This window comes from Amycolatopsis sp. MtRt-6, assembly GCF_017308975.1.
GTDB lineage: Bacteria > Actinomycetota > Actinomycetes > Mycobacteriales > Pseudonocardiaceae > Amycolatopsis.
On record NZ_JADWPD010000031.1, the window covers coordinates 125,781 to 152,325 of the forward strand.

The following is a 26,545-nucleotide window of genomic DNA, read 5'->3' on the forward strand; positions in this document are numbered from 1 at the left end:
GGGATGGAGTTCCGGATTCTCGGGCCGCTGACGGTGTCGCGCGCCGACGGGCGGCCGGCCGCGCTCGGCGGCCGCAAGCCGCGGACGCTGCTGGCCGCGTTGCTGCTGGCCCGCGGGCGGGTGGTGCCCGATGAGAGGCTGATTTCACTGTTGTGGGACGGCGAACGCCCGGCGACGGTCGACGCGCAGGTCTGCACCTACGCGTCCCGGCTGCGCAAGGCGCTCGGGCGGCCGACGCGGCTCGTCCGCGCCGGCGGCGGCTACCTGCTGACGCCGGGTGGCACCGTCGACGCCGAGGAGTTCGAGCGGCTGGCCGCCGCGGGCCACGACGAGCTGCGCGCGGAGCGGCCGGCTCGCGCGGCGGGACTGTTCCGCGCCGCGTTGGAGCTGTGGCGCGGTCCGGTCCTTGCCGACGTCGCCGAACCGCTTCGCGCGGGCGAGGCGGCGCGGTTCGACGAGCTGCGGCTGGCGGTGCTGGAGGGCCGGCTCGAAGCCGAGATCGCGACGGGCGACCACCTGCGCGCGGTGCCCGACGCGACCGCGTTCGTCCACGAGCACCCGATGCGGGAACGCGCGCGGGCCCTGCTCATGGCCGCGCTCTGCGCGAGCGGACGGCCGGCGGACGCGGTCGCGGTGTACCACCGGGGCCGCCGCCTCCTCGACGAGCGGCTCGGGATCGCGCCGGGCCCCGCGCTGCGGGCGGCCTACCAGCGGGTGCTGGACACTCAGGCGGGGTAGGGCGCCGACTGGAAGTCGCGGTCGAGCCGGGCGGGGGAGCGCGGCAGCCAGTAGCGGGCCAGCGCGCGGACCTGGTCACGCGGCAGGCCGGGATTGACGTGCCGGTGGTCGGGTTTCGCGATGGACTGCAGTGCCCAGGCGAAGCCGATCATCGGGTCGATCCGCGCCCACCGGTGCCGGTCGATGCCGAGGAACATCTGCGCACGCACGATGGCGTGCCAGAAGTGGTAGCCGGGAGGAGGGCTGCCGTTCATGGTGTGCACCTCCGACTCGACCGGCGCCCGCCGCGGATCGAAGAGGACGCCCTGCCCGAAGGCGGCGAAGGCGCTGGCCAGGCCGGCTTCGTCACCGCGGTAGAAGTGGTCGAAGTTGTCGAGCTGCAGCTTCGAGAGCGTCTTCAGCGGCCCTTCGACGGGCTTGGCGAACTCGGCGTAGTTGTGCGGGTAGCCCGGTTCCCGGCTGAGCTCCCGCCACTTTTCGTACAGGCCTTCCGGAGCGTTCTGCTGGATGAAGGGGAAGAGCACGGCGTAGGCGTCCCGCACTTCCTGGGACGGGTTGTACAGCGAGATTTCGTCGAGCTGGTACCAGAGTTCGTTGGCGCGGCGGTCGCCGAGCATCCCGGGCACGGGCGACAAACCGGTGTCCGCCAGCGCGGTTCCGGTTCCGGTCAGCGCGACCCCGGCCACGGTGGCGGCCCCGATTTTGAGCAGGCTACGGCGATCCACGATGTACCCCCTCGTGCGGCGACGCCCTGCCGCCGTTCGCCCGCCAAGGTACGGATGATTTCTATACTTTCTCTGTAAGCGTGCGAAGGGGCCGTGAGCCGGCCCCTTCGCACGATCTTCAGCTCTGCAGGTCATACACCGTCTGGCCGTCGACCGTGGTCGCGGTGAAGTTCGCCGTCACCCACTCCGTGATCTCCGACGACCCGCCGCCCGGCCCGCCGCCGCGGCCGCCCTCGATGTAGTACTCGACCTCACCCGCGGCCACGTACGCCTTGAACTCCGCCAGCGTCGGCGCCGGGTCCGAACCGCTCCAGCCCCCGATGCCGATCACCGCCTTGCCGCTGGCCAGTTCCAGCGAAGCCGCGCTCTGCGAACCCGTGGTCGCCGCCGCCCATTTCGTGGTCGTCTGCGCCAGCAAGGTCCCGATCTCGTTCGACGAGGAGCCGAACCCGCCGCCGAAGCCGCCCATCGCACTCGACGTCGGGCCCGACGCCGGGATCGAGCCGCTGTGGGCCACCGACGCCGTCTCGACGCCGTACGCCGCCGACGACACGCCGATCGTCAGGACCACCGACGCCGCCACGACCGCGACCACGCGGCGTGCCGCGGGCACGCCCATCACCAGCACCGTGCCGATCAGCACGCCGAGCACCGCGACGATCCAGCGCAGCGCCGGGAACCACTCCGGCGTCCGGTCCAGCAGGATGAACGACCACACCGCCGTCGCCACCACCATGCCGGCCAGCACGGCCCGCGGTGCCAGGTGCGCCCGGCCCCGCCACAGCGCGCGGCCCGAAATCGCGACCAGCGCGGCGATCGCCGGGGCCAGCGCCACCGAGTAGTACGGGTGCACGGTGCCGCTCATGAAGCTGAACACCAGCGCGGTCACGACCAGCCAGCCGCCCCACAGCACCAGCGCCGCCCGGGTCGCGTCCGTGCGCGGCGCGCGGCGGGTGAACCACAGCCCGGCGACCAGCCCGATCAGCGCGGCGGGCAGCAGCCACGAAACCTCCGTGCCGAAACTGGCGCCGAACATCCGGAACAGCCCCGTGGAACCGCCGAAGGCGGTGTTGCCGCCCAGACCGCCGCCACCCATGCCCCCGCCGTTGCCCTCGCCGCCGAAGATGCGGCTCAACCCGTTGTAGCCCAACGCGAGTTCGAGCAGGCTGTCCCCTTCGGAACCGCCGATGTAGGGCCGCGACGACGTCGGCCACAGGTCGACCAGCGCGATGTACCAGCCCGCCGAGACGACCAGCGCCACGACCGCGCCGCCGAGGTGCAGCAGCCGCTTGGGCAGCGACGCCGGCGCCGCGAGCAGGTACGCCAGGCCGAACGCCGGCAGCACCAGGAACGCCTGCAGCATCTTCGTCAGGAACCCGAACCCGATTGCCACGCCGGCCAGCGCCAGCCATCGCGGATTCGCCTTTTCCGTCGCGCGCACGACGAAGTAAGCACCCGCGACCATCAGCAGGACGAGCAGCGCGTCGGGGTTGTTGAAGCGGAACATCAGCGCGGCGACCGGCGTCACCGCCAGCATCGCCCCCGCCAGCAGCCCCGCGACCGGGCCCGAAGTCCGCTTCACCGTCAGGTACAGGATGCCGACGGACGCGACGCCCATCAGCGCCTGCGGTGCCAGCACGGTGAAGCTCGAGAACCCGAAGACCCGGGCGAACGCCGTGCCGGCCCAGAGCGACGCCGGCGGCTTGTCGACGGTGAGCACGTTGCCCGAGTCCAGCGACCCGAACAGCCAGGCCTTCCAGCTCTGCGTCCCGGACTGGACGGCGGCGGCGTAGAACGAGTTGCCGTAGCCGGACGCGGTGAGGTTCCAGAAGTACAGCACCGCGGTCGCGGCCAGCAGCCCGAACACCGCCGGGCGGACCCAGCGCGGTGGTGCGTGGGCGCCGGACTCCTTGCGGTGCCGGGGTTCGGAAACCGGGGCGGGCAGGACGGCGGTCATCAGTACTCCTCCGGGGCGGTGGCCTGGCGGCGCGGGTTGAACACCCAGCCGCGCAGGAGCAGGAACCGGAGCACCGTGGCGGTGAGGTTCGCCAGCACCAGCACGGTGAGCTCCAGGACGAGGCCGGGGGTGGTGGACACGTGCAGCAGGGCCAGCGCGCCGCTGGTGAGCGCGAGCCCGAGGCCGAACACGAGCAGCCCTTCGAACTGGTGCCGCCCGGCGCCGGCGCGGCCGCGGATGCCGAAGGTGAGCCGCCGGTTCAGCGCGGTGTTCCCGATCGCCGTCACCAGCAGCGCGGCGAAGTTCGCCGGCTGCGCGCCGACGACCGTGCGCAGCAGCAGGAACAGCACGAGGTAGGCGAGCGTGCTGCTGACGCCGATCGCGGCGAACCGCACCAGCTGCGTCACCAGCCGCGGCGGCACGCCCGGCGCGTCGACGCCGATCGGCTGCCTGCCGAGCTGCTCACGCAGCCTGCTGATCGGGATTTCCCCGGTGAAGGTGGCCTTGGTGACGCGGGCGATGCCCTTGAGGTCCTCAGTGGCGGTGCGCACGATGTTCACCGACGAGTCCGGGTCGTCGACCCAGTCGACGGGCACCTCGTGGATCCGCAGGCCGGCCCGCTGGGCCAGCACGAGCAGCTCGGTGTCGAAGAACCAGCCGGTGTCTTCGACGTGCGGCAGCAGCTCGCGGGCGACGTCGGCCCGGATGGCCTTGAAGCCGCACTGCGCGTCACTGAACTTCGCGGCGAGCGTCGAGCGGAGGATCAGGTTGTAGCAGCGGGAGATGAACTCGCGCTTCGGGCCCCGCACCACTCGCGCCCCCCGGGCGAGCCTGCTGCCGATGGCGAGATCGGAGTGCCCGGACAGCAGCGGCGCGACGAGCGGCCCGAGCGCGGCGAGATCGGTGGAGAGATCGACGTCCATGTAGGCGAGCACGGCGGCGTCGGAGGCCTGCCAGACGGCGTTGAGCGCGCGGCCGCGGCCCTTTTCGTCGAGGTGGCGGACGGTGACTTCGGGGAATTCCCGGGCGAGCCGTTCGGCCACCTGCAGCGTCGCGTCGGTGCTCGCGTTGTCGGCGACGGTGATCCGGTAGGGGTAGGAGACGTGTTCGGCCAGGTGCGCGTGCAGCCGGCGGATGCACGGTTCGAGGTCGGTCTCTTCGTTGTAGACCGGGATGACGACGTCGAGAACGGGCTCAGGACCGGCCAGGTCGACCGGCACGGTCCCGGGCCGCGATGCGGGGGCGGTGGCTGTCATGCCCCCACGGTCGCGGCCGCCGCTTTGGTGATCGTGTGTTCTTTCTGTGCGGTTCCTGTGCGGTGCCGCTCAGCTGTGCGCCCGCAGCGGCACCACGTTGCTCGGCAGGGCGGCCCGGCCGGGTTCGCGCTTCGGCGGCGTCGGGCTGATCGTCAGCGTCACCAGGCTCGCGTACTTCGGGTGGCGGTCGACGTACACCTCCGGGACCCCGCAGGCGGTCGCCAGCACCGAGCGGTGGCGGTGCAGGTGCTCGAACGCCTCGCGGCCGAACAGCGACACCACGATGTCGCCGCCGCGGGGACGGCTCCACAGGATCGCCGGGAGACGGCCGCCGGGGAGGCGCAGGTGGGGGAACACCGCGCGCAGGCGGTGCTGCAGCCGGATCGCGTGGATGCGGGCCCGGACCTGGCGGCGCCGCAGCACGGCCGTGGCCGCGACGCCGGCGAAGACCACCGCCGTCCACAGAGGACCGGCCCACAGCGCGAACGTCACCACGCCGTAGGGGAGCAGTGTCACGGCCAGGATTTCCCACCGCCAGTGGTAGATCCGCAGCGGGAAGGTCGGTGGCGGGGTGGTCATTTCCGTGCTCCTTTCGGTCGGACGGCGGCGGAGGAGGCCGCCGATGAGGCGTCCGGCACCGGCGGCCGCCACGAGGGCGGCGACGATGACCGGCCCGGACGTCATGTCGGGATCCGGGTCTTCGGGGCGGGCTCGGGCTTGACGTCGCGGTCGCGGCCGAGCTGCCAGGTCCAGCGCCAGCCGGCCCAGATCGCGATGGCGGAGCCGAGCAGGACGAGGACGAAAGCCTGACCGACCAGCCCGTCGAGCGGGGCGAGCCGCAACAGCACCAGCAGCGCCCACAGCTGCGACGCGGTGAAGGGGATGACGAGACCGGCCGCGTAGACGCCCCGGCGCCAGCGGCTCCGGCGTGGTGGGGTGGTGTAGGGGTCCATGAAAAGCCCTCCTCCTCTGCCCGTGGATCCAGGAAACCTCCGGCGCGCCGAATCCTCTGTGTCAGCTGACACACAGCGCGGGATTCAGCTCGCCAGTCGTCGAAGTTCGGCCAGGCGGTGGATCGTCACCTGTCTTCGGCCGGTGCTGATCACCCCTCGGCGCCGCAGTTCGCGCGTCGCGCGCGCCCAGGACTCCCGTGAGATCGCCGCGGTCATCGCCAGTTCGGCCTGCGTGGCCGGGACCGCGATCCGGATGTCGTCGCCGCGCGGCACGCCGTGCTGGACGGCCAGTTGCATCAGCTGCGCGGCCACTCGCCGCGCCGCGGCCCCGCCGCCGACGTCCAGCCACTGCCTGCCGACGGACCGCAGGCGGGCCGAGAGCACGAGCAGCAGGGCCCAGGAGATCCGCGACCGCGTCCGGCACAGCGCGGCGAACCGGTCACCGGGAATCTCCAGGACGTCGAGGTCGTCCAGCGCCTCGACGGTCGCCGAGCGCGGCAGGTCGTCGATCGCGGCGAGCTCTCCGATGACGTCTCCGGCGCCCCGCACCCCGACGACGACCTCGCGCCCGTCCGGCGTGCTGTGGACGATCCGCACGTGCCCGGCCAGCAGCACCAGCACGACGGTGGAGAGGTCGCCTTCCCGGCACACGGCCTGCCCGCGCCGGTAGGCGCGCCGCGTGGCGGACTCCGCCACCTTGCGGCGATCGGCCGGGGCCAGCTCGGCCCAGAAGCCCGTCGGTTCCACTGTCCCCACCTCTTTTCCTGCTACGCGGGCATGTCCTCCTGGCGCCGGGCGGCTTCCGGGGTGTGGATCCACCCGCGGAGCCGCTGGGTGCCGACTTTGATCGGCACCGTCTGGAAGTACGCGGTGTCGTCGATCCCGGGGTAGCCGTGCCGGACGACCGAGCGGTGCATCTCCGGTGAGATGACGAGCACGAGCGGCGCGGCGGTGATACTCAGGTGCCGCTTGAGCTCCCGCGCGTCGACGAAGCGGCAGACGATGTCGACGTCCTCGCCGTACGGGCCGCGGTTGTCGTAGTGCACCTCGCCGGCGTGCACCGCGACCCGCAGCCGGAAGGCGAGCTCGGGATGACTCTCGGCGTGCTTTTCCAGCAGCTCCGCCAGGGTCGGCACGACGGTGGTGAGCAGCACCGGCTTCGGCGCCTGGTCGACCGGCCGGACCAGGCACAGCGCGCCGTCACCCCGGTCGACGAAGCCGTCGCGGTGCTTCTTGGTGATCCCGCCGGCCAGGAAGGCCTCGTCCAGCAGCTCGAACAGGACGGTGCGGAGCCGGGCCCTGGCCGGGTTGGTCCGCGTCGTCGAGCCTTCGATGTCGACCGCCACCATGGCCCGGTGGAGGGGGACGTGTTGCGCTGGAGTACTCATGGCCTGCTCCTGCCTTCAGGTCGAAACTGAAGTTCAGTCAAGGAGACTGTAAGGCGTGAAGTACCCCGGATCAACTGAGATGAATCGGTGTTATCTGTTCGGTGCAGGGGTGTTTTGGCAAGCGTAACGTTTCAGCCCCTGCTTCGTAGGGGGGTCGACCGGATCGCTAGTGACGGGGAGTAGTATCGGTGCCCTCGTCGGGAGCACTGAAATTTCCTGAAGGGTGGCCCGAGTCGTGTCCCCAGTCCAGCAACCGCGGCCTGCGCTCGCCCGCCGCCTGCGCGCGCTGCGCGAGACGCTGTGGCCCGATGCCGGCGTCACCCAGGGCCAGCTCGCCCAGGCGTTCGGCGGGAACAAGCCGCTCAGCATCTCGCTGATCTCGTCGTGGGAGAACGCCGACAAGCCGGTCGCGCCGCCGACCAAGCGGCTGGAGGCCTACGCGACGCTGTTCGCGACCCGGCGGTCCCTCGACGGCGGGACTCTCCGCGTCCTCCCTGTCCACGAACTGACGGACGGGGAGCGGACGCGGCGCAAGGAGCTCCTGGAAGAGCTGCTGGGGCTGCGTGAAGGCCGGAATCTCGGCGCGCCGGGGTCGGCGAGGGACATCTGGACGTTCGACGAGGACCAGAACATCACGATCGTCTGTGCCCGGCTGCCGGAGAAGTACCGGAAGCACCTGTCCTATGCGGATTCGGAGAGCGCCGACTTCGTCTCGCTGTACACCTACGCCGACCCGGACGCGCTGATCGAGCTGTTCGGCCACATCCGCTCGCGCAACCCGGACAACAACGTCAAGTTCTGCACCAGCGAGGAGCTGACGGCGGACGACTACACGAGTCACCTCGTGCTGCTCGGCGGCGTCGACTGGAACTCGGTGACCCGGGACGTGATCGAGCGGGTCGACCTCCCGGTGGAGCAGGTCGGCCGGGCGGACGACGCCGAACACGGCGGGTTCCGGGTGCAGCAGGACGGGCGTCCGAAGCTGTTCGAACCCAAGCTCGACCGGCGGGAACACCTGCTGGAAGACGTCGCCCACTTCTACCGCGGCGAAAGTCCGTTCAACCGAAAGCGCACCGTGACCGTGTGCAATGGCATGTACGGTCGTGGCACCCTCGGAGCGGTTCGCGCGCTGACGGACGCGCGTTTCCGCGACCGTAACACCGCGTACGTGCACGAGCGCTTCGGCGATGTGGAATCCTTCAGCATCATCAGCCGCGTGCCTGTCGTCGGGGGACAGGGGCTGACTCCCGACTGGACCCTCGAGGAGAACCGGTTGCACGAGTGGCCCGAGGCTGCCGAGTGAACGCCCGGCAGCACGAGTCGCACCAGGATCTCCTGGCGCATTTCGATACCGAAGACGTCTCCCTCGCGGCGATGGACGCCATCATCGTGCCCACCGCGCGCCCGGCCCCCTACCTGCGGCAGGCCATCGCCGCGGCCAAGGCGCGCGACGTCTTCCTGCTCTTCCTGTGCAGCAAGCTGTCGACGACCTCGGGCGCGATCCTGGAGGCGAAGAACGCCGGAGTCCGCGCGCTCGCCATCGACACCGATCTGCTGAACCCCGGGCTCGTGCCGACGTTCGCCACGGACGAGATCCTGCGCTTCACCCGGTTCCGGCGGCAGACCGACACCAGCTTCAAGCGCAACCTGGGGCTGCTCATCGCGGTGCTCGCCGGCTGGAAGCGGATCCTCTTCCTCGACGACGACATCGTGCTGCCGAACCCCGCGGACCTCGGCGTCGCGGCCGGCCTGCTCGGCGAATACGCCGTGGTCGGCTTGGCCAACACCGGCATGCCGGACAACTCCGTCGTGTGTCACGCGATCCGGGACGCCGGGCAGAAGCAGGACACCTTCATCGGCGGCGGCGCACTCGCGGTGGGTGAAGCGGCCTTCAGCTCGTTCTTCCCCAACATCTACAACGAAGACTGGTTCTTCCTGCTTGACGGCATGAAACTGCGGCCGTCCGCGACCACGGGGGAAGCGCGGCAGAAGGACTACGATCCCTACCGGGACCCCCGCCGCGCCCGCGGCGAGGAACTGGGCGACACCCTCGCCGAAGGCGTGTTCGGCCTGTTCGACAGCCACCTCGGCCTGGCGCAGGCCACCAAGGCGTACTGGCGGGATTTCCTCGCCGACCGCCGCCGGATCATCCGCAACACCATCAAGCTGGTGGAGGCGTCGCCGATCGAGGCGGCTCAGCGGACGCGGATGGTCGACTCGCTCAAGGCCGCGATCGGCCGGAGCGAACTGATCACGCCGGACCTGTGCGTGCGGTACCTGCGGGCCTGGCAGCAGGACTGCGTGCGCTGGCGGCAGCGGATCGCCGACCTCCGGCGTGACCACCGCGGCGCTTCGGGTGTCGAGCACGCCGTCGCGGCACTGGGCATCCCGCTACTGGCTCAGACGGGGATCGACGTGCCGGTCAGCACGGGTGCGGAGCAGCAACCGGAGCTGCCTCGGCCCGCGGCTCGGGTGTGATCGGCGTCAGGTCCCTGACCAGCACGTAACACACTTCCTCCTCGACCAGGACCGTGCCGTCCGGCGAAGTCGTCCGCGCCAGGCAGATGACCTCGCCGTGGCCCCAGTCGCGATAGCCGAGATGCTTGTACAGGCGGGCGGCGTCGTGGTTGTCCGTCCGCACCGCGAGCGCGACCCGGTAGGAGCCCTTCTCGAAGAGGCGACGCTCGGCCTCTCGGACCAGCGCCGTGCCGACGCCGTTCCGCCGCAGGTCGCGATGGACTTCCAGGTGCGTGATCAGGGGGATGCCCGGGAGGTGCTCGCGGATGACCTCCTCCTCGGCGTCCTCGAGCCACAGGTAGACGGCTCCGGCGGGCCGGGGACCCAGCCAGCCCAGGAACAGCACGCCGTTCTCATTCCGCTGTCGTTCGAAGCGATCGACGAAGAATGCGTGGTCACCGAGGAGTTCGGCGAACGATTCCAGGTCTGCCGAGTCGGCCGGCCGTACGTGAGGCTCGGTCATCAGCAGGAACTCCTGTTCGCCTGGGCACCACCAGTGTGCCGGAGTGAGCCGGTTCTTGACCAGGTTGCCCGGGCCCGGACCGGCGTCACACCCTGCTTTCGTCGTGTCTCACACGGTCGCAGTCAGGTCGTACACCGTTACGCCGTCCACTGTGGATGCCTGGTAGTGGCCGGCCACCCACTCGGCGATCTGCTGGGCCGCGTCCGAGCCGCTGTTGCCCGGCATCGACATGCCCTCGCCCAGGAAGTAGTGGATCTGCCCGTTCGCCACGTACTGCTGGAACTGCGCCAGCGTCGGGTACGGGTCCGTCCCGTTGAAGCCGCCCACGGCCATCACCGGCGCCCCCGAAGCCAGCTGGTAGCCCGCCGCCGCGTTCGAGAGGACCGTTGCCGCCGTCCAGGTGTAGTGGGAGGCGTCCTTCTGCAGCAACGCCGTGAGCGACGCGCCGGGCAGCATTGTCGACAGCAGCGAACCCGGGCCGCCGCCGCGACCGCCGAAGCCGCCAGTGCCACCGAAGCGGCCGCCGAAGCCGGAGGACGGGCCCGCCGACGGGATTGCTCCGCTGTGGGTCGTCGCTGCCGTTACCAGCGTGTACGCGCTCGTTCCGGCCAGCACCACTACCAGCGAAAACACGGCCACCACCGAAGCCGCCCAGCGCGTCAGGTGCGTTGCGAAGAACAGTGCCACTGCCGCCAGCAGACCGCCCACCAGGACCGTCGGGGCCAGCCATGGCTGCCACGACGAGTCCGCGAGCAGCAGATACGTCGTCAGCGCCGTCAACGCCACGCCGCCGCTGAGGAAGCCGGATGCCGCGGGGTTCGCGCGCAGGCGCCACAGCTGGACCGCCGCCGTGCCCACCAGCGCCGCCACCGCCGGGGCCAGCGCCACCGTGTAGTACGGGTGGATGATTCCGCTCATGTAGCTGAACACCAGCGCCGTCACCAACAGCCAGCCGCCCCACAGGAGGAGAGCCGCTCGGGACGCGTCGGTGCGCGGGGCGCGGCGGGTGAACCACAGCCCCGCGCCCAGCGCCAGCACTGCCGCCGGCAGGAGCCAGGCGATGCCGCCCGCCATCTCGCTGCCGAACAACCTCGTCAGGCCCGTCGCACCCCAGCCGCGGCCGCCACCGCCGCCCACGCTGCCGACCTCGTCGCCGGTGATGCGGCCGAAGCCGTTGTAACCGAAGATCAGTTCCCACAGCGAGTTCGCCTGCGAGCCGCCGATGTAGGGGCGGGACGCCGCCGGCCAGAGGGCCACCACCACCAGGTACCAGCCCGCCGCCACCAGCACCGAGGCCAGCGCGCCGAGCAGGTGCAGCAGCCGCTTGCCGAGCGGCACCGGCGCGGCGACGAGGTAGGCGAGCGCGAACGCCGGCAGCACCAGGAACGCCTGCAGCATCTTCGCCAGGAAGCCGAAGCCGACCGCGACGCCGGCCAGCGCGAGCCAGCGCGGGCTCGCCTTCTCGCACGCGCGCACCACGCAGTACGCGGCCGCCACCAGCAGCAGCACGAGCAGGGCGTCCGGGTTGTTGAACCGGAACATCAGCGCCGCGGCGGGCGTCAGGGCCAGCACCAGCCCGGCGACGAGCCCGGCCGCCGGGCCGGACGTGCGGCGGACGGTCGCGTACAGCAACCACACCGAGCCCACGCCCATCAGCGCCTGCGGCACCAGGATGCTCCACGCGTTGACGCCGAACAGACGCGCCGACAGGCCCATCACCCACAGCGCCGCCGGGGTCTTGTCGACGGTGATCGCGTTGGCCGCGTCGCTGGAGCCGAAGAACAGCGCCTTCCAGCTCTGCGAACCCGCCTGCGCGGCTGCCGAGTAGAAGGCGTTGGCCCAGCCGGACGCGCCGAGGCCCCACAGGTAGAGCACGGCCGTCCCGAGCAGGAGGACGGCCAGCGCGGGGCGGTGCCACGGCGGGCGAGCCGGTGGCGAAGGGGGCAAAACGGTTTCGCGGGACGCGAGAGCGGCCGTTCGGGGGCTCCGGGTGGCGGAGCCCCCGGCCCGGGGCGAAGCCCCGGATGTCACAGCGGTCATGGGATCAGCTTCCGGTGCCCAGCTGGGGCCGGGTTGTGCCGACGCTGTGCACGCGCTGTGCGGGCACGGCCACGGGGAGGCGCACCGCGAACTCCGTCCGCCCGGGCCTGCTGTGCGCTTCGATCGTGCCGTGGTGGGCCACGACGACCGCGGACGCGATCGCCATCCCCAGCCCGGTGCTGCCGGCCTGGCGGGAGCGCGAGGAGTCGCCGCGGGCGAAGCGCTCGAAGACGTCCGGCAGGAGGTCCGGCGCGATACCGGGGCCGTCGTCGGTCACCGTGAGCACCGCGCTGCCGTCGGCCGAGCGGGCCAGCGCCGTCACCACCGTGGTGCCCGGTGGCGTGTGCGTGCGGGCGTTGGCCAGCAGGTTCGCCAGCACCTGGTGCAGGCGCTGGACGTCGCCGTGCACGAGCACCGGGTCCGGCGGCAGCTCCAGCAGCCAGCGGTGCTCCCGCCCGGCGACCCGGGCGTCGCCGACGGCGTCGGCGACCAGCCGGGTGAGGTCGACCTCGCGCTCGTCCAGCGGGCGGCCGGCGTCGAGGCGGGCGAGCAGCAGCAGGTCCTCGACCAGCGTCGTCATCCGGACGGCCTCGGACTGGATCCGGCCCATCGAGTGCGCGACGTCCGGCGGCACCAGCGCGCTGCCGCGGGCGGCCAGCTCGGCGTACCCGCGGATCGCCGCCAGCGGCGTGCGGAGCTCGTGGCTGGCGTCCGCGACGAACTGCCGGACCCGGATCTCACTGTCGTGCCGTGCTTCGAGGGCCTGGGCGACGTGGCCGAGCATCAGGTTCAGCGCCGAGCCGACCTGGCCGACCTCGGTGCGCGGGTCGGTGTCGCCCTCCGGGACGCGGATGGACAGCGCCACCTGGCCGCGGTCGAGCGGCAGCTCGGTGACGCGCCCGGCGGTGGCCGCGACGCGGTCGAGCGGGCGCAGCGTGCGGCGGACCGCGAACGCGCCGAGGAAGGCCGCGCCGAGCACGCCCGCGGCGGCCACGCCGAACAGGATCAGCCCGACGGTGAGCAGCGTGTCGTTGACCGGCTTCATCGGCAGGCCGGTCACCACGACGTCGGACGTCCCGGCGACCGGCAGCGCCATCAGGCGGTACTCGCCGAGGTCGTCGAACGACAGGGTGTGCGGTTCGCCGTCGGTCGGCACCGACAGCATCAGGGCCTGCTGGTCCGCGGTCAGGTGCAGCCGTCCGCCGTGCTCGGAGATGCTGTCGTCGTGGACGAGCCGGCCGCCCGAGAAGGTGCCGCTCACCGTGCCGACGTTCTGCCCGAGCGGGTGCTGGCCCTGGTTCTGCGGCGGTGGGCCGCCGTCCCGCGGCCGGGCGTTGCTCGCGAAGACCAGTGAACGGTTCGCCGCGGCCGAGAGCTGCTGGTCGATCTGGCGGGTGAGGAACAGGCCGAGCGCGAACTCGCTGACCACGCCGACGATCAGGCACACGACGGTGAGCAGCACGACCATCGAGCCGGTCAGTTTCGCGCGCAGCGAAAGCCGTCCCCGGCGGGGAGCGGGCGGGACGGTTCGCGCGGCCATGGAACCAGCGTCCGTCCGCGCCGTGTGTGCGGGTTGTGCGCTGCCTGTGAAGCGGCTGTGCGGTGACCGGCCCCGTGCCCGGATGTCCGGTTTCCCGCCGTTCGCCGGTCACAGGAACGGCTGACGGCAGGCACAGTCGGTGCACAGCGAACGGCTCCACCGTGGACCGCACCGAAGGATCACGTTGAGGAGCAACACATGACGACACCGCAGGCACCGTCCACTCCGGACCAGACGTGGGGCGCGACGCCCGCGCCGGCCGCGAAGCCGGCCTGGTCACCGGGCAGGAAGATCGCGGCGGGCGCCGTCGCGGCGGTGATCGTGGCGGGCGGGGGAGCGGCGGTCTGGGCCGCTTCGTCGTCGGCGGCCACCGACACGCAGGCCGGCCCGGGCGGCATGCCGGGCGGCCCGGGCGGCGGCCTGGGTTCGGCGCTGCACGGCGAGTACGTGGCATCCGACGGCAACGGCGGCTACGTCACGAAGATCATGCAGACGGGCGAGGTGACGGAGCTGAGCGCGACGTCCCTGACCGCGAAGAGCGACGACGGCTTCTCGAAGACGTACACGATCACGTCGGCGCAGGCGACGGGCCTGGCGACGGGCGACACGGTCACGGTGGTGGCCACGGAGTCGGGCGGAACGGCGACGGCGACGTCGGTGACGGACGGTGAGGCGGGCCCGGGCGGCGGCCAGGGAACACCACCCTCGGGCGCCCCGGCCCGGACCGGCTGACCCGGCTCTCAAGCGCCCCAATGTGGCCTTCGGTGCGTTCAACGCACCGAAGGCCACATTGGGTGCGTTGAACGCAACCAAGGCCACATTGGGGCGCTCGGGACCGGGGTCAGCGGCGGTCGTAGTCGACCGCCACCTCCGGGGTCGTCGCGCGGCTCCGGCACGTCAGGATCCGGCTCGCCGCCACGTCGTCCTCCGTCAGGGCGTAGCGGACGTCCATGTCCACCTGGCCGTGCAGCAGCGTCGCCCGGCACGTTCCGCACGCGCCGCCCGTGCACGAGTACGGCACCTCGTACCCGGCTCGCAGTGCCGCGTCCAGCACCGTCTCGCCGGCTTCGGCCGTGACGCACGTCGTCGTGCCGCCGAGCGTCACCGCCACCCGTGACGGCGTGCCCGCCGGGTCGCGCGGCGGGGCCGCGCCGCGGAACAGTTCGAAGTGGACGTTCTCCTCCGGGACGTCCGCGTCGGCCAGGGTGCGGCGGGCCAGCTCCGTCAGGCCGCGCGGTCCGCACAGGAACCACTCGTCGACCTTCGCCGGGTGGAGCCGGTTCTGCAGGAGCGCACGCAGCCGCGTCCCGTCGAGCCGGCCGCGCTGGTAGCGCTCGTGGGAAATGGCCAGCGCCTCGCCGACCGTGTCGAAGTGCCGGGGCCGGTGCGCGTGCAGGTCCGGGTCGCGCTCGTCGGTGCGGTAGTGGACGATGTGCAGCCGGCCGCCGAACCGCTGGGCGAGCCCGCTCAGCTCCGCCGCGAACAACGTCGTCGCACCCGAGGTGTTGACGTACAGCAGCGTCGCCCGGCTGTGCGGCTCCGCGGTCAGCGCGCTGACCAGGATCGACAGCACCGGCGTGATGCCGCTGCCGGCGGCCAGCGCGACGTAGTGCGCGGTCCGCGCCGGATCGGGGGCGAGCGTGAACGCGCCGGAGGGCGGCAGGACGTCGAGGAAGTCGCCCGCGGCCAGTGCCGTGGTCGCGAAGCCGGAGAACGCCCCGCCCGGACGGCGCTTGACCGCGATCCGCAGCTCGCCGGCGCCGGCCGGCGCGCAGATCGAGTACGTCCGCCGGACGGGACGGCCGTCGACCACCGCGCGGACCGCCACGTGCTGGCCGGGCGTGAACCGGAACTCCGCCGCGAGCCGCGGCGGGACGGCGAAGGTGATCGCGACGGCGTCCGCGGTCAGCGGCCGGACCTCCCGCACCCGCAGCCGGTGGAACCGGCTCGGTCCGAGTGGCGGCGGTTCGGGGCACGGCTCGGCGTCGCCGAGGTCGTCGGCCAGCCGCCGCCACGCGCGGTACTCCGCCGGCGTCAGCTCCCGGCCCCAGGCCGTGATGATCGGGACGTCGCGGGCCAGGTACGCGTCCCGGTTGTCCTTCCACGCCCGCAGGTAGCGGTAGAACGGCACGGCGGGGTGGAGGTGGTGCACCAGGTGGTAGTTCTGGAACAGCATCATCGGCGTCATCAGCCACTCCAGCCCCACCCGCACCCGCGTGGTGCCGAACTTGTCGCGCGGCTTCGCGGCGGGCAGCCCGTGGTGCGGCAGCCAGTCGAACCACCACGCCAGCACGGCCAGCCCGATCCGCTGCGGCAGCACGTACGCCAGCAGCAGTTCCCGGCCGTGCCCGCCGGCGACCAGCGTCGCGGCCGCGGCGAACGCCAGCGACAGCAGCACGATCGACTCCGCCCGTTCCGCCGCCGGGCGGTGCCGCGCGCGGGCCGTGTAGAAGCGCGCGTACCAGAAGTCGATGGTGAGCCAGCGGAACGGCAGCGACCACCAGGCTCCCTGCGATGTCCACGCGTCGGGATCGGTGTGCGAGTCCGCGTTCGTGTTGCGGTGGTGTTCACTGTGGACGAACCGGAACAGCGGGAACGACGCGTACGCCGCGACGAACGGCATCGCCAGCCTGCCGAGCACCTCGTTGACCCATGTCAGCTTTCCTGCGGCGTGGTGGGCTGATTCGTGCACCACGGTGAACATCGTGAAGGTGACGATCGCGTGCAGTGGCACGGTGTACACCGGCGGCGCGATGCCCGTCAGCAGCAGCCAGGTCGCCGTGCCCCACACGGCCGCGCCGCCCGCGAACAACAGCAGCGTCGGCACGGAAATCCGGGGCAGCGGGATGCGCGGCGAGGGCACCGAGCGCGCGGCCGGCAGCGGGATTTCGGACGGCGGTGATCCGGACGCCCGGGAGCCGCGCGGCGGGGTATCGACGACGGGCATCGAGCGGTCTCCTCGGTCGAGAAGCTCCTGGCGAGGCGGGAGTCACCGTAGACAACCCACTGGCGTTTGTAAACGTTGTGCCACGCTTCGAAAAAAGGTCTGGGCCAGCCGAACGCAAACGGTGGGTAAGCTGCCCTTGTGAAGGCTGTCACCCACCCTGCCCCGGCACGCACCCGGGAACGGCTGCTGGACGCGGCCGCCGCCGTGATCGCCGGGGACGGCTGGGCCGCGGTGACGATGGGCAAGCTGGCCGCGCACGTCGGCGTCAGCAGGCAGACCGTCTACAACGAACTCGGCTCCAAGGCCGAGCTGGCCGAAGCGCTGGTGCTGCGCGAAACCGAGCGCTTCGCCGAGCGCGTGACCGAGGTCGTCGCCGCGCACCCGGGCCGCCCGGTCGACGGCGTCACCGCCGCCTTCCGGCAGACCCTCGAAGCCGCCAGGGCCAACCCGCTGATCCTCATCGCGCTCGGGTGCCCGAAGGGTGGCAGCGACGACTTCCTCCCGCTGCTGACCACCCGGCCCGAGGGCGTGCTCGAGCGCTCGGTCGACACCGTGGCGGCTCTGTTCGCGCGGTGCTACCCGGAGGTCGGCCTGACCCGCTCCGAGTGGACGGTCGCGGTCGAGGCGTTCGTCCGGCTGCTGCTCTCCCACCTCGTGCAGCCGACCGGGTCGGTGGCGCACGCGAGCGGCCAGATGCGCTGGGTGATCGGCCGGATGCTGGGCGCCTGACCTCGCAGGTGGCCCCCGGCCCGGTGGCGGAGGCCACTGGCCTAGACTCGGACGTCCCGGTCTGCAGGCGACCGGGGACATTTCCGCATGATTGTCCACCACAATCGTTACCGCTCGAGGAGAAGACCTTGAAGAGCACCGTCGAGCAGCTGAGCCCGACGCGAGTCAAGATCAATGTCGAGGTGCCGTTCGACGAGCTCAAGCCGAACTTCGACCGCGCCTACCGCAAGATCGCCCAGCAGGTGCGCATCCCGGGCTTCCGGCCCGGCAAGGCGCCCGCTCGCGTCCTGGAAAGCCGGATCGGGCGCGGCCCGGTGCTCGACGAGGTCGTCAACGAGGCCATCCCGGCCAAGTACATCGAGGCCGTCCGCGCCAACGAGGTCCGCACGCTCGGCAACCCCGAGTTCGACGTGACCAAGCTCGAGGACCGCGACGTGCTCGAGTTCACCGCCGAGGTCGACGTGCGGCCGGAGATCGAGCTGCCCGACCTCGAGGGCTTCGCGGTCACCGTCGACGACGTCGAGCTGACCGACGCCGAGGTCGACGAGCAGCTCGACGAGCTGCGCGCCCGCTTCGGCACGCTGACCGGCGTCGAGCGCCCGGCCGAGAACGGCGACTTCGTCTCGATCGACCTGTCCGCCGCCGTCGACGGCCAGGCCGTCGAGGAGGCGAGCACCAGCGGGCTGTCCTACGAGATCGGCTCCGGCCAGCTCGTCGACGGCATCGACGAGGCCATCATCGGCGCCACCGCAGGCGAGACCAAGACGTTCACCACCCAGCTCGTCGCCGGGGAGCACGCCGGCAAGGACGCCGAGGTGACCGTGACCGTCCAGTCGGTCAAGACCCGCGAGCTGCCCGAGGCCGACGACGAGTTCGCCCAGATGGCGAGCGAGTTCGACACGATCGACGAGCTCAAGAACGACCTGCGCGAGCGGCTCGGCCGCGTCAAGAAGATGCAGCAGGGCGTCCAGGCCCGCGACAAGGTGCTCGACGAGCTCCTGGAGCGCACCGAGGTGCCGATCCCGGAGAAGGTGCTCGACGCCGAGATCGAGAACCGCAAGCACGACGCGATCCACCCGTTCGACCACGACGAGGCCCAGTTCGCGCAGGCCCTCGAGGCCGAAGGCCGCACGCTCGAAGAGTTCGACGCGGAGACCCGCACCGAGTCGGAGAAGGCCGTCCGCACGCAGCTGCTGCTGGACACCATCGCCGACAAGGAAGAGGTCTCGGTCAACGACGGCGAGCTCACCGAGCGGATCATCTACCAGGCCCAGCGCTTCGGGATCAGCCCGGACGAGTACGTCCAGCGCGCCCAGCAGTCCGGCCAGCTGACCGCGATCTACGCCGACGTGCGCCGCGGCAAGGCCCTCGCCTCGGTGGTCCGGAAGGCGACCGTGACCGACGGCTCCGGCGCCGAGGTCGACCTCTCGGAGCTGTTCGGCACCGACGAGCCGGCAACCGAGGAGACGCAGGTCACCGACGAAACGGCGAAGACTCCGGCGGAGTGAAGCTGTGAGCGAACTTGGGCGGTGTCAGGCATTCTGCACCGCCCAAGTTCGTTAGGGTCGGATACAAGATCTCAAGCATCTGAAACGACAGCGGTGGCCGTCAGCACCGGGCCACCGCCGGCGAAAAGGCAGGCAGACGTGACGCAGCACACGCCCGAGGCGCGGACCGGCACCGCAGGGCTCACCCTCACCGACTCGGTGTTCGAGCGGTTGCTCCAGGAGCGCATCGTCGTCCTCGGTTCCGAGGTCAACGACGAGATCGCCAACCGGATCACCGCGCAGCTGTTGCTGCTCGACGCCGACGACGCCGAGTCCGACATCCGCTTCTACATCAACTCGCCGGGTGGCTCGGTCACCGCCGGGTTCGCCATCTACGACACCATGCAGCTGATCCGCCCGGACGTCGCGACCTACGCGATGGGCATGGCGGCCTCGATGGGGCAGTTCCTCCTCTCCTCGGGCACGCCCGGCAAGCGCTACGCGCTGCCGCACGCGCGCATCCTGATGCACCAGCCGTCGGCCGGTGTCGGCGGCACGGCGTCGGACATCGCGATCCAGGCGGACCTGTTCAACAAGTGGAAGCAGGAGCTGGCCCGGATCACCGCGGACCAGACCGGCCAGACGGTCGAGCAGATCATCAAGGACGGCGACCGCGACCGCTGGTTCACCGCTCAGGAGGCGAAGGACTACGGGTTCGTCGACCACGTCCTCACCGCCGACATCGCCCGTCCGGGCTCGAACTGAGCGCGAAGCACACAGGAGACTCGACCATGAGCAACTTCAGGCTCCCGGGTGACTTCCGGGCTCCGAACACCCCCCAGTCGCGGTACATCCTCCCGTCGTACGTCGAGCGCACCAGCTACGGCGTCAAGGAGTCGAACCCGTACAACAAGCTGTACGAAGAGCGCGTCATCTTCCTCGGCGTGCAGGTGGACGACGCCTCGGCCAACGACGTGATGGCCCAGCTGCTGCACCTCGAGCACGAGGACCCGGACCGCGACATCCTGGTCTACATCAACTCGCCGGGTGGCTCGTTCACCTCGCTGATGGCGATCTACGACACCATGCAGTTCGTCCGCCCGGACATCCAGACGTACTGCCTCGGCCAGGCCGCCTCGGCCGCCGCGGTGCTGCTGTCGGCCGGCACGCCGGGCAAGCGCTACGCGCTGCCGAACTCGCGCGTGCTGATCCACCAGCCGGCCACCGAGGGCACCTACGGCCAGGTCTCCGACCTGGAGATCCAGGCGAACGAGATCCAGCGGGTGCGGCGCCAGATGGAGGTCATCCTGGCCAAGCACACGGGCAAGGACCCGGACCAGATCCGGACCGACATCGAGCGCGACAAGATCCTCACGGCCGAAGAGGCCAAGGCGTACGGCATCATCGACGAGGTCCTGCCGTACCGTAAGGCGTCGGCTCTGTAGATCCGCCAGGCCGGTGTGTGTCGAGAAGACGACACACACCGGCATCCTGGTTTAGGGTCGTCCTCTGACGTGCTCCCGGAGCTCGTGGGTGTTCCCGCTCGCGGCATCGGACGGGTACCGTCAGTGGCAATGCGTGAGGCTCCGCCCGGTCGACCGTGGCCGGCGGGTCGCACCGTCGCAACACACGTCAGGCGCGGAAACCCGCGCCGGAGGGGACGAGGTCAACGGCCATGGCACGGATCGGTGACGGCGGAGACCTGCTGAAGTGTTCTTTCTGCGGGAAGAGCCAGAAGCAGGTGAAGAAGCTCATTGCCGGCCCCGGGGTCTACATCTGCGATGAGTGCATCGACCTCTGCAACGAGATCATCGAGGAGGAGCTGGCCGAGGCCGGCGACGTCAAGCTCGACGAGCTGCCCAAGCCCGCCGACATCCACGAGTTCCTCGAGCAGTACATCATCGGCCAGGAAGACGCCAAGCGGACGCTCGCGGTAGCGGTCTACAACCACTACAAGCGGATCCAGGCGGACGACAAGGCCGGGCCGAAGGACTCCAAGGAGGAGTCGGTCGAGCTCGCCAAGTCGAACATCCTGATGCTCGGCCCCACCGGGTGCGGCAAGACCTACCTCGCGCAGACGCTCGCGAAGCTGCTGAACGTGCCGTTCGCCATCGCGGACGCCACAGCGCTGACCGAAGCGGGTTACGTCGGCGAGGACGTCGAGAACATCCTGCTCAAGCTCATCCAGGCGGCGGACTACGACGTCAAGCGGGCCGAGACCGGGATCATCTACATCGACGAGGTCGACAAGATCGCCCGCAAGAGCGAGAACCCGTCGATCACCCGGGACGTCTCCGGCGAGGGCGTCCAGCAGGCGCTGCTGAAGATCCTCGAGGGCACCACCGCCTCGGTCCCGCCGCAGGGCGGCCGCAAGCACCCGCACCAGGAGTTCATCCAGATCGACACGACGAACGTGCTGTTCATCGTGGCCGGCGCGTTCGCCGGGCTGGAGAAGATCATCAACGAGCGGGTCGGCAAGCGCGGCCTCGGCTTCGGCGCGGAGATCCGCACCAAGTCCGAGATCGAGGAGAGCGACGTCTTCTCCGACACCATGCCGGAGGACCTGATCAAGTTCGGGCTGATCCCGGAGTTCATCGGCCGCCTCCCGGTCGTGGCGACGGTGAACCACCTGGACAAGGACTCGCTGGTCAACATCCTCACCCAGCCGCGCAACGCCCTGGTGAAGCAGTACAAGAAGCTCTTCGAGATGGACAACGTCGAGCTCGAGTTCACCAAGACCGCGCTCGAGGCCATCGCCGACCAGGCGGTCCTGCGGGGCACGGGTGCCCGTGGGCTGCGCGCCATCATGGAAGAGGTGCTGCAGCCGGTCATGTACGACATCCCGAGCCGCGACGACGTGGCGAAGGTCGTCATCACCGAGCAGACCGTCCGGGAGAACGTGAACCCGACGATCGTCGCCCGGCAGCCGACGCGGCGCGCGCGCAGCGAGCGCGGCGAGAAGTCGGCCTGAGGCCGGGCGTCTCCGGGCCGCCCGGCCCGGAGACCCGACAGGAAAGCTGAATGACTGCTGACTCTATCCCGGGTTCCGGGGCCGCTCAGGGCGGCGTGCAAGCGCCGGCGCCGCCGGCCCCGGAACCCGCCGGGACCACCCCGGCCGGGCCGGTCCTGGGGTTCCGTGAGCTGAGCGAACGCGTGATCGCGTCCGTCGCCGACCGGTACCCGTGGCTGAACCGGGTGCTGATGGGCATGCTGGCCGTGTTCACCGGCACGTGCGTCGTCGCCGTCGTGTCCCGGCTGTCTCCGTTGCCGCTGATTCCCGTGCCGTTTTTCGTCGTCGCGGCGTACGGGCTGTGGCAGGCCCGTGGCGTGACCGATCGGCGCCGGCTGTTCAACTGGGTGCTGCTGTTCGGCCTCGCGACCATGGTCGGGTTCTGGCTGATCGCGGTCGTCGGCCGCTGGGTGGAGTGAACTTCCGGCGTCCGGAGGGTTTGCGGGCGTCGGTGCCTGGGTAAGACAACCCCGTGGTAGATGCCCTCAGACCGTTCCGGCATCCGGCACTTTTCTATCGCGGCGACACCGAGTACCTGGACGGTGTCATTCCGTTCCTGCTCGAAGGACTCGACCGGGGCGAACCCGCGGCCGTCGCCGTGCCCGGCCGCAACCTGCTGCTGATCGAGAAGGCCCTGGAAGACCGGGCGACCGAAGTCCGGCTCATCGACATGCAGCGGGCGGGCCGCAATCCCGGCGCCATCCTGCCGTCGGTGCTGCACGCCTTCGCCGCCGAGCACGCCGGCCCGGTGCGCATCGTGGGCGAGCCGATCTGGGCCGGCCGCACGGACTCGGAGTACCCGGCGTGCGTGGAGCACGAGGCCCTCATCAACAACGCTTTCGCCGGGCGTGACCTGGCGGTGCTCTGCCCGTACGACGTCGGGGTGCTGCCGCCGCCGGTCCTGGCCGACGCCGAGCGGACCCACCCCGAGCTGTGGGGGCTGGCCGGGCCGTTCGTCAGCCCGCGCTTCGACCCCGACGGCGTCCGCGCGGACTTCACGCGGCCGCTCGATCCGCCGCCGGGCGCGGTCGAGCGCGGCTTCGACCTCGGACAGCTGGCGTCGCTGCGCGGCTTCGCGGAGATCTGGGCCGCCCGGCACGGCCTGCGCCGCCCCCGCCGTGACGAGTTCGCGCTGGCGATCGCGGAGCTGACGACGAACAGCGTGCTCTACGGCGGCGGCACCGGCGTGCTGCGGCTGTGGGCGGAGCCGTCCCAGGTGATCGGCGAGGTGAGCGACGCGGGCACGATCGCCAACCCCCTGGCCGGCCGCATCCCGCCCGCGGCGACGACCTTGGGCGGCCGCGGCCTGCTGCTGGTCAACCGCCTGGCCGACCTGGTCCGCACGTACTGGATCCCGGGCCGCACGACGACCCGCATCCACTTCGCCCGCTAGCGGGGCGGCTACGGGTCAGCCGGCGCGGGGGACGTGCTTGCCGAGGAAGCTGATCAGGCTCGGCACCACCGTGCGGTTGAACGGGTCGCCGTGCTTGCCGTGCGCCGTGTGGGCGACCGCCGGGCGGGCCGCCTCGATGTAGCGGCGGACGCCCGTGATGAACGAGTCTTCCGTGCCGCACCAGATGCCGTTGGCCACGCCCTTGGTCTCGTCGATGTGGCGCAGCGGGTCGAGGGCCGTCCAGTCCTGGATGCCGGTGAAGATGTGGCGCTTGGCCATCTCCGGCCACGACGTGATCAGCGCCGGCGCCAGCGTCGCGACGGCGGCCGGTGGCTGGCGCCGCTCGACCCGGCGGCGGGTGTACACCAGCGCGCCGAACCCGCCCATCGACACCCCCGTGCAGGCGAACGGCTGCCCGGTGGGCCCCGCGAAGCCGCGGGCCCGGAGCCACTGCGGGACCTCCTCCAGGAGCATCGCCATCGGGTCGTCGCCCGGATGCACCTCGTGCCAGTAGTTGTCGCCGCCGTCGACGGCCACGAAGCCGTACGCCGGGACCGCCTTGCGGGCGACGTCGCTGGCCAGCTGCTTGAGCGTGCCGGTGGGCGCCGCGCTGCGGGCGTTGCCGTGCAGGCCGTGCAGCATGAGCGACATCGGCAGCCCCTTCGGCGGGGTCTTCGACGGCAGGATGAACACCAGGTCGACCATCCGGCCGCGCGCCGCGGAGTAGACGCGCTCGACGCGGGTGCTGCCCAGCTGGGTCGTCGGGTTCGACGACGTCACGCCGAGCGTCCGCTGCAGCGCCTGGCTGAACGGCAGCTTGCCGGTGGCGGTGCCGACGGCCAGGCCGGTCACGGCCAGCCCGGACGCGCCCGCGATCAGCACCGACCGGCGGCCGATCCACCGCCGGGCGCCCTGGACCGCCTCGGCGACCGCTCCGGACGGCGCCGCGTCCCCGTTGTCCTCGTTCACCCTGTCTCCGTCCCCCTGGCCCCTCACTCAAGGACGCCGCGCACCCGCTCCGCGTTCCCTCGCGCCCTGTTCACCGGCTTATTCGTTATCACCCTGCCCGGCGTTTCCGATCCTCGCCCGCCAAGCCGCTTTCGCGGCCTCGGCCGAATGTCCGGCTTCGTCCACAGTGTCCCCGAGACCCACGGCCATCGTGATCCCGAGGGGGATCAAAATGTGGTCTATGCCCTGTTCACCGGGGCCGAAGTGGCCGGACGCCTCCAGTGTGACGAATCCGTGCAGCGCACTCCACAGCTGGGCGGCGGCCTGGTACTCGTCCGCGGGCCGGAACCGGCCGGCGGCGATGGCCCGCTCGGTCGCCCGGACGATGTGGGTGAACGCCGCCAGCCCCTCCTGGGCGGCTTCGCGGCCTTCCGCGGTGGTGAGGTCGGACAGCGTCGCCCGCTTGCCGCCGGGCGCGGACTGGCCGAACGTCACCGCGAACAGCTGCGGCTGCTCGGCGACCGCCTGCCGGTAGGTGCGGGCCAGGCTGAAGATGTCCGCCACCGGGTCGTCGGTCTCGCCGACCCCCGCCAGCCATTCGGACAACCTCAGGTAGCCGACCCGCGCGACCTCGTCGACCAGCGCGGCCATGCCGCCGAAGTGCGTGTAGACCGCCATCGTCGAGACGCCGACCTCCGCCGCCAGCTTGCGGGCCTGCAGGGCTTCGGGGCCGCTTTCGTCGAGCAGCCGGATGGCGGCCTCGACGAGCCGGGCCTTGACGTCCGTCGCGCGCGGTTTGGGGCTCATGCTTGCCAGTATCGCATAACGCTGTTATACCTGTATCCATAACCGAGTTATGGAGGGCTCCCATGGGCAACAGGTTCCTCGAAGGCAACTTCGCCCCGGTCAGCCGGGAGCACACGATCACCGAGCTCGCCGTCACGGGTGCGATCCCGGAGTTCCTCGACGGCCGGTACCTGCGCAACGGCCCCAATCCGCTGTCCGAAGTGGACCCGGCGGCCTACCACTGGTTCATGGGCGACGGCATGGTCCACGGCGTGCGCCTGCGCGACGGGAAGGCCGAGTGGTACCGCAACCGGTGGGTCCGCAACCCCGCCGTCGCGGCGGCGCTGAACGGCGAGGACGCGAGCCGGTTCTGCGGGCTGGACGCGCTCGGCGCCAACACCAACGTCATCGGGCACGCGGGCAAGACCCTCGCCCTGGTCGAGGCGGGCGCGCCGATCTACGAGCTGACCGACGAGCTCGACACCGTCGGCCGCTGCGACTTCGACGGCACCCTGCCCGGCGGCTACACCGCCCACCCCAAGCGCGACCCGGGCACCGGCGAGCTGCACGCCGTCTCGTACTTCTTCGGCATGGGCAACAAGGTCCAGTACTCGGTGATCGACGCGGCCGGCCGCGCCCGCCGCACGGTCGACGTCGAGGTCACCGGGTCGCCGATGATGCACGACTTCTCGCTGACCGAGAACCACGTCGTCTTCTACGACCTGCCGGTGACGTTCAACGCCGGGATGGCGGTCGCCGCGAGTGTGCCGGGCGCGCTGCGCACCCCGGCGAAGCTGGTGGTGTCGGCCATGGTCGGCAAGGTCCGCGTGCCCGACCCGGTGACCGCGATGATGGCCCGCAAGATCGGCGCGAACGGCGGCCTGCCGTACCGCTGGGACCCGAGGTACCCGGCGCGGATCGGCGTCATGCCGCGCGAAGGCGGCAACGCCGACGTCCGCTGGTTCGACGTCGAGCCGTGCTACGTCTTCCACCCGCTCAACGCCTACGACGACGGCGACAGCGTCGTGCTCGACGTCGTCCGCCACCCGCGGATGTTCGACCGCGAGCTGCACGGCCCGGACGAGGGCGGCCCGACCCTCGACCGCTGGACGGTCGACCTGGCCGCGGGCAAGGTGCTGGAGGAGCGCCTCGACGACCGTGGCCAGGAGTTCCCGCGCGTGGACGAGCGCCTGGTCGGCCGGCGCCACCGCTACGGCTACGCGATGTCGGCCGACGGCGGCGCCGAGCCGGGCGGCTCGCTGTTCAAGCACGACTTCCACACGGGCTCGCGCAACGAGCGCGCGTTCGGCGCCGGCCGCCAGCCGGGCGAGTTCGTGTTCGTCCCCCGCCACGACGACGCGGCGGAGGACGACGGCGTCCTGCTGGGCTTCGTGTTCGACCCGGCCACCCAGCGCAGCGACCTGACGATCCTGGACGCCCAGACGCTGGAGGCCGTGGCGGCGATCCACCTGCCGGACCGCGTGCCGAACGGCTTCCACGGCAACTGGGTCGCCGCGGTCTAGTAGTACTTTGTTATGTTCGGTGGCGGTTGTTGCGGTGTAAGGGTTTCACCGTTTGGTGGCAGGTCAGGCACACGCCGGTCCAGGTCGCGAGGAGCAGTTGCAGTTCGCGGATGGTCACGTAGAGGGTCAGGCCGGCGCAGCCGCT

At 71.2% G+C, this 26,545-nt stretch carries 25 protein-coding genes; 12 read left to right on the plus strand and 13 right to left on the minus strand.

All coding sequences use genetic code 11. From position 1 onward, the window contains the following. Positions 1 to 3: 3 nt before the first annotated feature. On the plus strand, positions 4 to 738 hold the full coding sequence (locus I4Q55_RS38355) for an AfsR/SARP family transcriptional regulator (protein ID WP_206795281.1): 735 nt from the start codon (positions 4 to 6) through the stop codon (positions 736 to 738). On the opposite strand, the gene I4Q55_RS38360 is transcribed toward I4Q55_RS38355, so the two are convergent. The 7 genes from I4Q55_RS38360 to I4Q55_RS38390 all read right to left on the minus strand — a co-directional run bounded on the left by I4Q55_RS38360 (position 726) and on the right by I4Q55_RS38390 (position 7,017). Continuing rightward, positions 726 to 1,463, minus strand: coding sequence for a twin-arginine translocation signal domain-containing protein (locus I4Q55_RS38360; protein WP_206795283.1), 738 nt, complete (start codon positions 1,461 to 1,463; stop codon positions 726 to 728). The genes I4Q55_RS38355 and I4Q55_RS38360 overlap by 13 nt on opposite strands. A gap of 118 nt (positions 1,464 to 1,581) precedes the next feature. Further along, a complete protein-coding gene (locus I4Q55_RS38365; protein WP_206795285.1) occupies positions 1,582 to 3,420 on the minus strand; it encodes a glycosyltransferase family 39 protein in 1,839 nt (612 codons plus the stop codon). Continuing rightward, the gene (locus tag I4Q55_RS38370) at positions 3,420 to 4,676 is read right to left on the minus strand and encodes a bifunctional glycosyltransferase family 2/GtrA family protein (RefSeq protein ID WP_206795287.1); all 1,257 of its coding nucleotides are present in this window, start codon (positions 4,674 to 4,676) and stop codon (positions 3,420 to 3,422) included. Before I4Q55_RS38370 ends, I4Q55_RS38365 begins: the two co-directional genes overlap by 1 nt. A gap of 69 nt (positions 4,677 to 4,745) precedes the next feature. After that, positions 4,746 to 5,360: a hypothetical protein gene (locus I4Q55_RS38375; protein ID WP_206795289.1), complete on the minus strand. Its 615-nt coding sequence runs from the start codon at positions 5,358 to 5,360 to the stop codon at positions 4,746 to 4,748. Continuing rightward, a complete protein-coding gene (locus tag I4Q55_RS38380) occupies positions 5,357 to 5,629 on the minus strand; it encodes a hypothetical protein (RefSeq protein WP_206795291.1) in 273 nt (90 codons plus the stop codon). The genes I4Q55_RS38375 and I4Q55_RS38380 overlap by 4 nt, the downstream gene beginning before the upstream one ends. An 84-nt stretch (positions 5,630 to 5,713) precedes the next feature. Beyond that, entirely contained in the window at positions 5,714 to 6,376 is a 663-nt protein-coding gene (locus I4Q55_RS38385; RefSeq protein ID WP_307793426.1) for a Crp/Fnr family transcriptional regulator, read from the minus strand. Between the two features lie 20 nt (positions 6,377 to 6,396). After that, the gene (locus I4Q55_RS38390) at positions 6,397 to 7,017 is read right to left on the minus strand and encodes a hypothetical protein (RefSeq protein WP_206795296.1); all 621 of its coding nucleotides are present in this window, start codon (positions 7,015 to 7,017) and stop codon (positions 6,397 to 6,399) included. A gap of 235 nt (positions 7,018 to 7,252) precedes the next feature. On the opposite strand from I4Q55_RS38390, the gene I4Q55_RS38395 reads away from it, so the two are divergent. Both I4Q55_RS38395 and I4Q55_RS38400 read left to right on the plus strand, forming a co-directional pair. Continuing rightward, the gene (locus tag I4Q55_RS38395; protein WP_206795298.1) at positions 7,253 to 8,320 is read left to right on the plus strand and encodes a helix-turn-helix domain-containing protein; all 1,068 of its coding nucleotides are present in this window, start codon (positions 7,253 to 7,255) and stop codon (positions 8,318 to 8,320) included. Beyond that, a complete protein-coding gene (locus I4Q55_RS38400) occupies positions 8,317 to 9,495 on the plus strand; it encodes a hypothetical protein (RefSeq protein WP_206795300.1) in 1,179 nt (392 codons plus the stop codon). The genes I4Q55_RS38395 and I4Q55_RS38400 overlap by 4 nt, the downstream gene beginning before the upstream one ends. Here the strand turns inward: I4Q55_RS38400 and I4Q55_RS38405 are convergent. From I4Q55_RS38405 to I4Q55_RS38415, 3 genes are all read right to left on the minus strand, one after another. Beyond that, positions 9,440 to 9,997: a GNAT family N-acetyltransferase gene (locus I4Q55_RS38405; protein WP_206795302.1), complete on the minus strand. Its 558-nt coding sequence runs from the start codon at positions 9,995 to 9,997 to the stop codon at positions 9,440 to 9,442. The genes I4Q55_RS38400 and I4Q55_RS38405 overlap by 56 nt on opposite strands. A 108-nt stretch (positions 9,998 to 10,105) precedes the next feature. Next, positions 10,106 to 11,944, minus strand: a complete 1,839-nt coding sequence (locus I4Q55_RS38410; RefSeq protein ID WP_206795304.1) for a glycosyltransferase family 39 protein — start codon at positions 11,942 to 11,944, stop codon at positions 10,106 to 10,108. A 97-nt stretch (positions 11,945 to 12,041) separates the two neighbouring features. Further along, positions 12,042 to 13,577 carry a cell wall metabolism sensor histidine kinase WalK gene (locus tag I4Q55_RS38415; protein WP_206795306.1) on the minus strand — a complete coding sequence of 512 codons (1,536 nt, stop codon included), beginning with the start codon at positions 13,575 to 13,577 and terminating at the stop codon, positions 12,042 to 12,044. Positions 13,578 to 13,775: 198 nt separating this feature from the next. On the opposite strand from I4Q55_RS38415, the gene I4Q55_RS38420 reads away from it, so the two are divergent. Further along, positions 13,776 to 14,309 (plus strand): hypothetical protein, encoded by a 534-nt coding sequence (locus I4Q55_RS38420; RefSeq protein ID WP_206795308.1) that lies wholly within the window; start codon positions 13,776 to 13,778, stop codon positions 14,307 to 14,309. A gap of 109 nt (positions 14,310 to 14,418) precedes the next feature. Here the strand turns inward: I4Q55_RS38420 and I4Q55_RS38425 are convergent, their stop codons facing one another. Further along, positions 14,419 to 16,524, minus strand: coding sequence for a fatty acid desaturase (locus I4Q55_RS38425; RefSeq protein ID WP_206795310.1), 2,106 nt, complete (start codon positions 16,522 to 16,524; stop codon positions 14,419 to 14,421). Between the two features lie 138 nt (positions 16,525 to 16,662). On the opposite strand from I4Q55_RS38425, the gene I4Q55_RS38430 reads away from it, so the two are divergent. The 7 genes from I4Q55_RS38430 to I4Q55_RS38460 all read left to right on the plus strand — a co-directional run bounded on the left by I4Q55_RS38430 (position 16,663) and on the right by I4Q55_RS38460 (position 23,143). Beyond that, on the plus strand, positions 16,663 to 17,253 hold the full coding sequence (locus tag I4Q55_RS38430; protein WP_206795312.1) for a TetR family transcriptional regulator: 591 nt from the start codon (positions 16,663 to 16,665) through the stop codon (positions 17,251 to 17,253). Between the two features lie 128 nt (positions 17,254 to 17,381). Then, positions 17,382 to 18,761: a trigger factor gene (tig, locus tag I4Q55_RS38435; protein ID WP_206795314.1), complete on the plus strand. Its 1,380-nt coding sequence runs from the start codon at positions 17,382 to 17,384 to the stop codon at positions 18,759 to 18,761. Between the two features lie 138 nt (positions 18,762 to 18,899). Continuing rightward, positions 18,900 to 19,505 carry a ClpP family protease gene (locus I4Q55_RS38440; RefSeq protein ID WP_206795316.1) on the plus strand — a complete coding sequence of 202 codons (606 nt, stop codon included), beginning with the start codon at positions 18,900 to 18,902 and terminating at the stop codon, positions 19,503 to 19,505. A gap of 26 nt (positions 19,506 to 19,531) precedes the next feature. Continuing rightward, positions 19,532 to 20,185, plus strand: coding sequence for an ATP-dependent Clp protease proteolytic subunit (locus I4Q55_RS38445; protein ID WP_206795318.1), 654 nt, complete (start codon positions 19,532 to 19,534; stop codon positions 20,183 to 20,185). A 230-nt stretch (positions 20,186 to 20,415) separates the two neighbouring features. After that, on the plus strand, positions 20,416 to 21,711 hold the full coding sequence (clpX, locus tag I4Q55_RS38450) for an ATP-dependent Clp protease ATP-binding subunit ClpX (RefSeq protein WP_004562779.1): 1,296 nt from the start codon (positions 20,416 to 20,418) through the stop codon (positions 21,709 to 21,711). 50 nt (positions 21,712 to 21,761) lie between these two features. Beyond that, positions 21,762 to 22,169, plus strand: a complete 408-nt coding sequence (locus tag I4Q55_RS38455; RefSeq protein WP_206795319.1) for a hypothetical protein — start codon at positions 21,762 to 21,764, stop codon at positions 22,167 to 22,169. Positions 22,170 to 22,222: 53 nt separating this feature from the next. Beyond that, positions 22,223 to 23,143 carry a sensor histidine kinase gene (locus I4Q55_RS38460; RefSeq protein ID WP_206795321.1) on the plus strand — a complete coding sequence of 307 codons (921 nt, stop codon included), beginning with the start codon at positions 22,223 to 22,225 and terminating at the stop codon, positions 23,141 to 23,143. Positions 23,144 to 23,158: 15 nt separating this feature from the next. Here I4Q55_RS38460 and I4Q55_RS38465 read toward each other — a convergent pair whose 3' ends face one another. Together I4Q55_RS38465 and I4Q55_RS38470 are read right to left on the minus strand one after the other, a co-directional pair. After that, positions 23,159 to 24,112, minus strand: a complete 954-nt coding sequence (locus I4Q55_RS38465; RefSeq protein ID WP_206795323.1) for an alpha/beta hydrolase family protein — start codon at positions 24,110 to 24,112, stop codon at positions 23,159 to 23,161. Between the two features lie 78 nt (positions 24,113 to 24,190). Next, positions 24,191 to 24,898 (minus strand): TetR/AcrR family transcriptional regulator, encoded by a 708-nt coding sequence (locus I4Q55_RS38470; protein WP_206795326.1) that lies wholly within the window; start codon positions 24,896 to 24,898, stop codon positions 24,191 to 24,193. A 62-nt stretch (positions 24,899 to 24,960) separates the two neighbouring features. On the opposite strand from I4Q55_RS38470, the gene I4Q55_RS38475 reads away from it, so the two are divergent. Continuing rightward, on the plus strand, positions 24,961 to 26,400 hold the full coding sequence (locus I4Q55_RS38475) for a carotenoid oxygenase family protein (protein WP_206795328.1): 1,440 nt from the start codon (positions 24,961 to 24,963) through the stop codon (positions 26,398 to 26,400). The last annotated feature ends 145 nt before the right edge of the window (positions 26,401 to 26,545 follow it).

Bases quoted from the DNA above. Each gene is read 5' to 3' on its own strand.
- I4Q55_RS38355 (WP_206795281.1), top strand. From the start codon at position 4: ATGGAGTTCCGGATTCTCGGGCCGCTGACGGTGTCGCGCGCCGACGGG.
- I4Q55_RS38365 (WP_206795285.1), bottom strand. From the start codon at position 3,420: ATGACCGCCGTCCTGCCCGCCCCGGTTTCCGAACCCCGGCACCGCAAG.
- I4Q55_RS38370 (WP_206795287.1), bottom strand. From the start codon at position 4,676: ATGACAGCCACCGCCCCCGCATCGCGGCCCGGGACCGTGCCGGTCGAC.
- I4Q55_RS38375 (WP_206795289.1), bottom strand. From the start codon at position 5,360: ATGACGTCCGGGCCGGTCATCGTCGCCGCCCTCGTGGCGGCCGCCGGT.
- I4Q55_RS38380 (WP_206795291.1), bottom strand. From the start codon at position 5,629: ATGGACCCCTACACCACCCCACCACGCCGGAGCCGCTGGCGCCGGGGC.
- I4Q55_RS38390 (WP_206795296.1), bottom strand. From the start codon at position 7,017: ATGAGTACTCCAGCGCAACACGTCCCCCTCCACCGGGCCATGGTGGCG.
- I4Q55_RS38405 (WP_206795302.1), bottom strand. From the start codon at position 9,997: ATGACCGAGCCTCACGTACGGCCGGCCGACTCGGCAGACCTGGAATCG.
- I4Q55_RS38415 (WP_206795306.1), bottom strand. From the start codon at position 13,577: ATGGCCGCGCGAACCGTCCCGCCCGCTCCCCGCCGGGGACGGCTTTCG.
- I4Q55_RS38420 (WP_206795308.1), top strand. From the start codon at position 13,776: ATGACGACACCGCAGGCACCGTCCACTCCGGACCAGACGTGGGGCGCG.
- I4Q55_RS38425 (WP_206795310.1), bottom strand. From the start codon at position 16,524: ATGCCCGTCGTCGATACCCCGCCGCGCGGCTCCCGGGCGTCCGGATCA.
- I4Q55_RS38445 (WP_206795318.1), top strand. From the start codon at position 19,532: ATGAGCAACTTCAGGCTCCCGGGTGACTTCCGGGCTCCGAACACCCCC.
- clpX (WP_004562779.1), top strand. From the start codon at position 20,416: ATGGCACGGATCGGTGACGGCGGAGACCTGCTGAAGTGTTCTTTCTGC.
- I4Q55_RS38455 (WP_206795319.1), top strand. From the start codon at position 21,762: ATGACTGCTGACTCTATCCCGGGTTCCGGGGCCGCTCAGGGCGGCGTG.
- I4Q55_RS38470 (WP_206795326.1), bottom strand. From the start codon at position 24,898: ATGAGCCCCAAACCGCGCGCGACGGACGTCAAGGCCCGGCTCGTCGAG.
- I4Q55_RS38475 (WP_206795328.1), top strand. From the start codon at position 24,961: ATGGGCAACAGGTTCCTCGAAGGCAACTTCGCCCCGGTCAGCCGGGAG.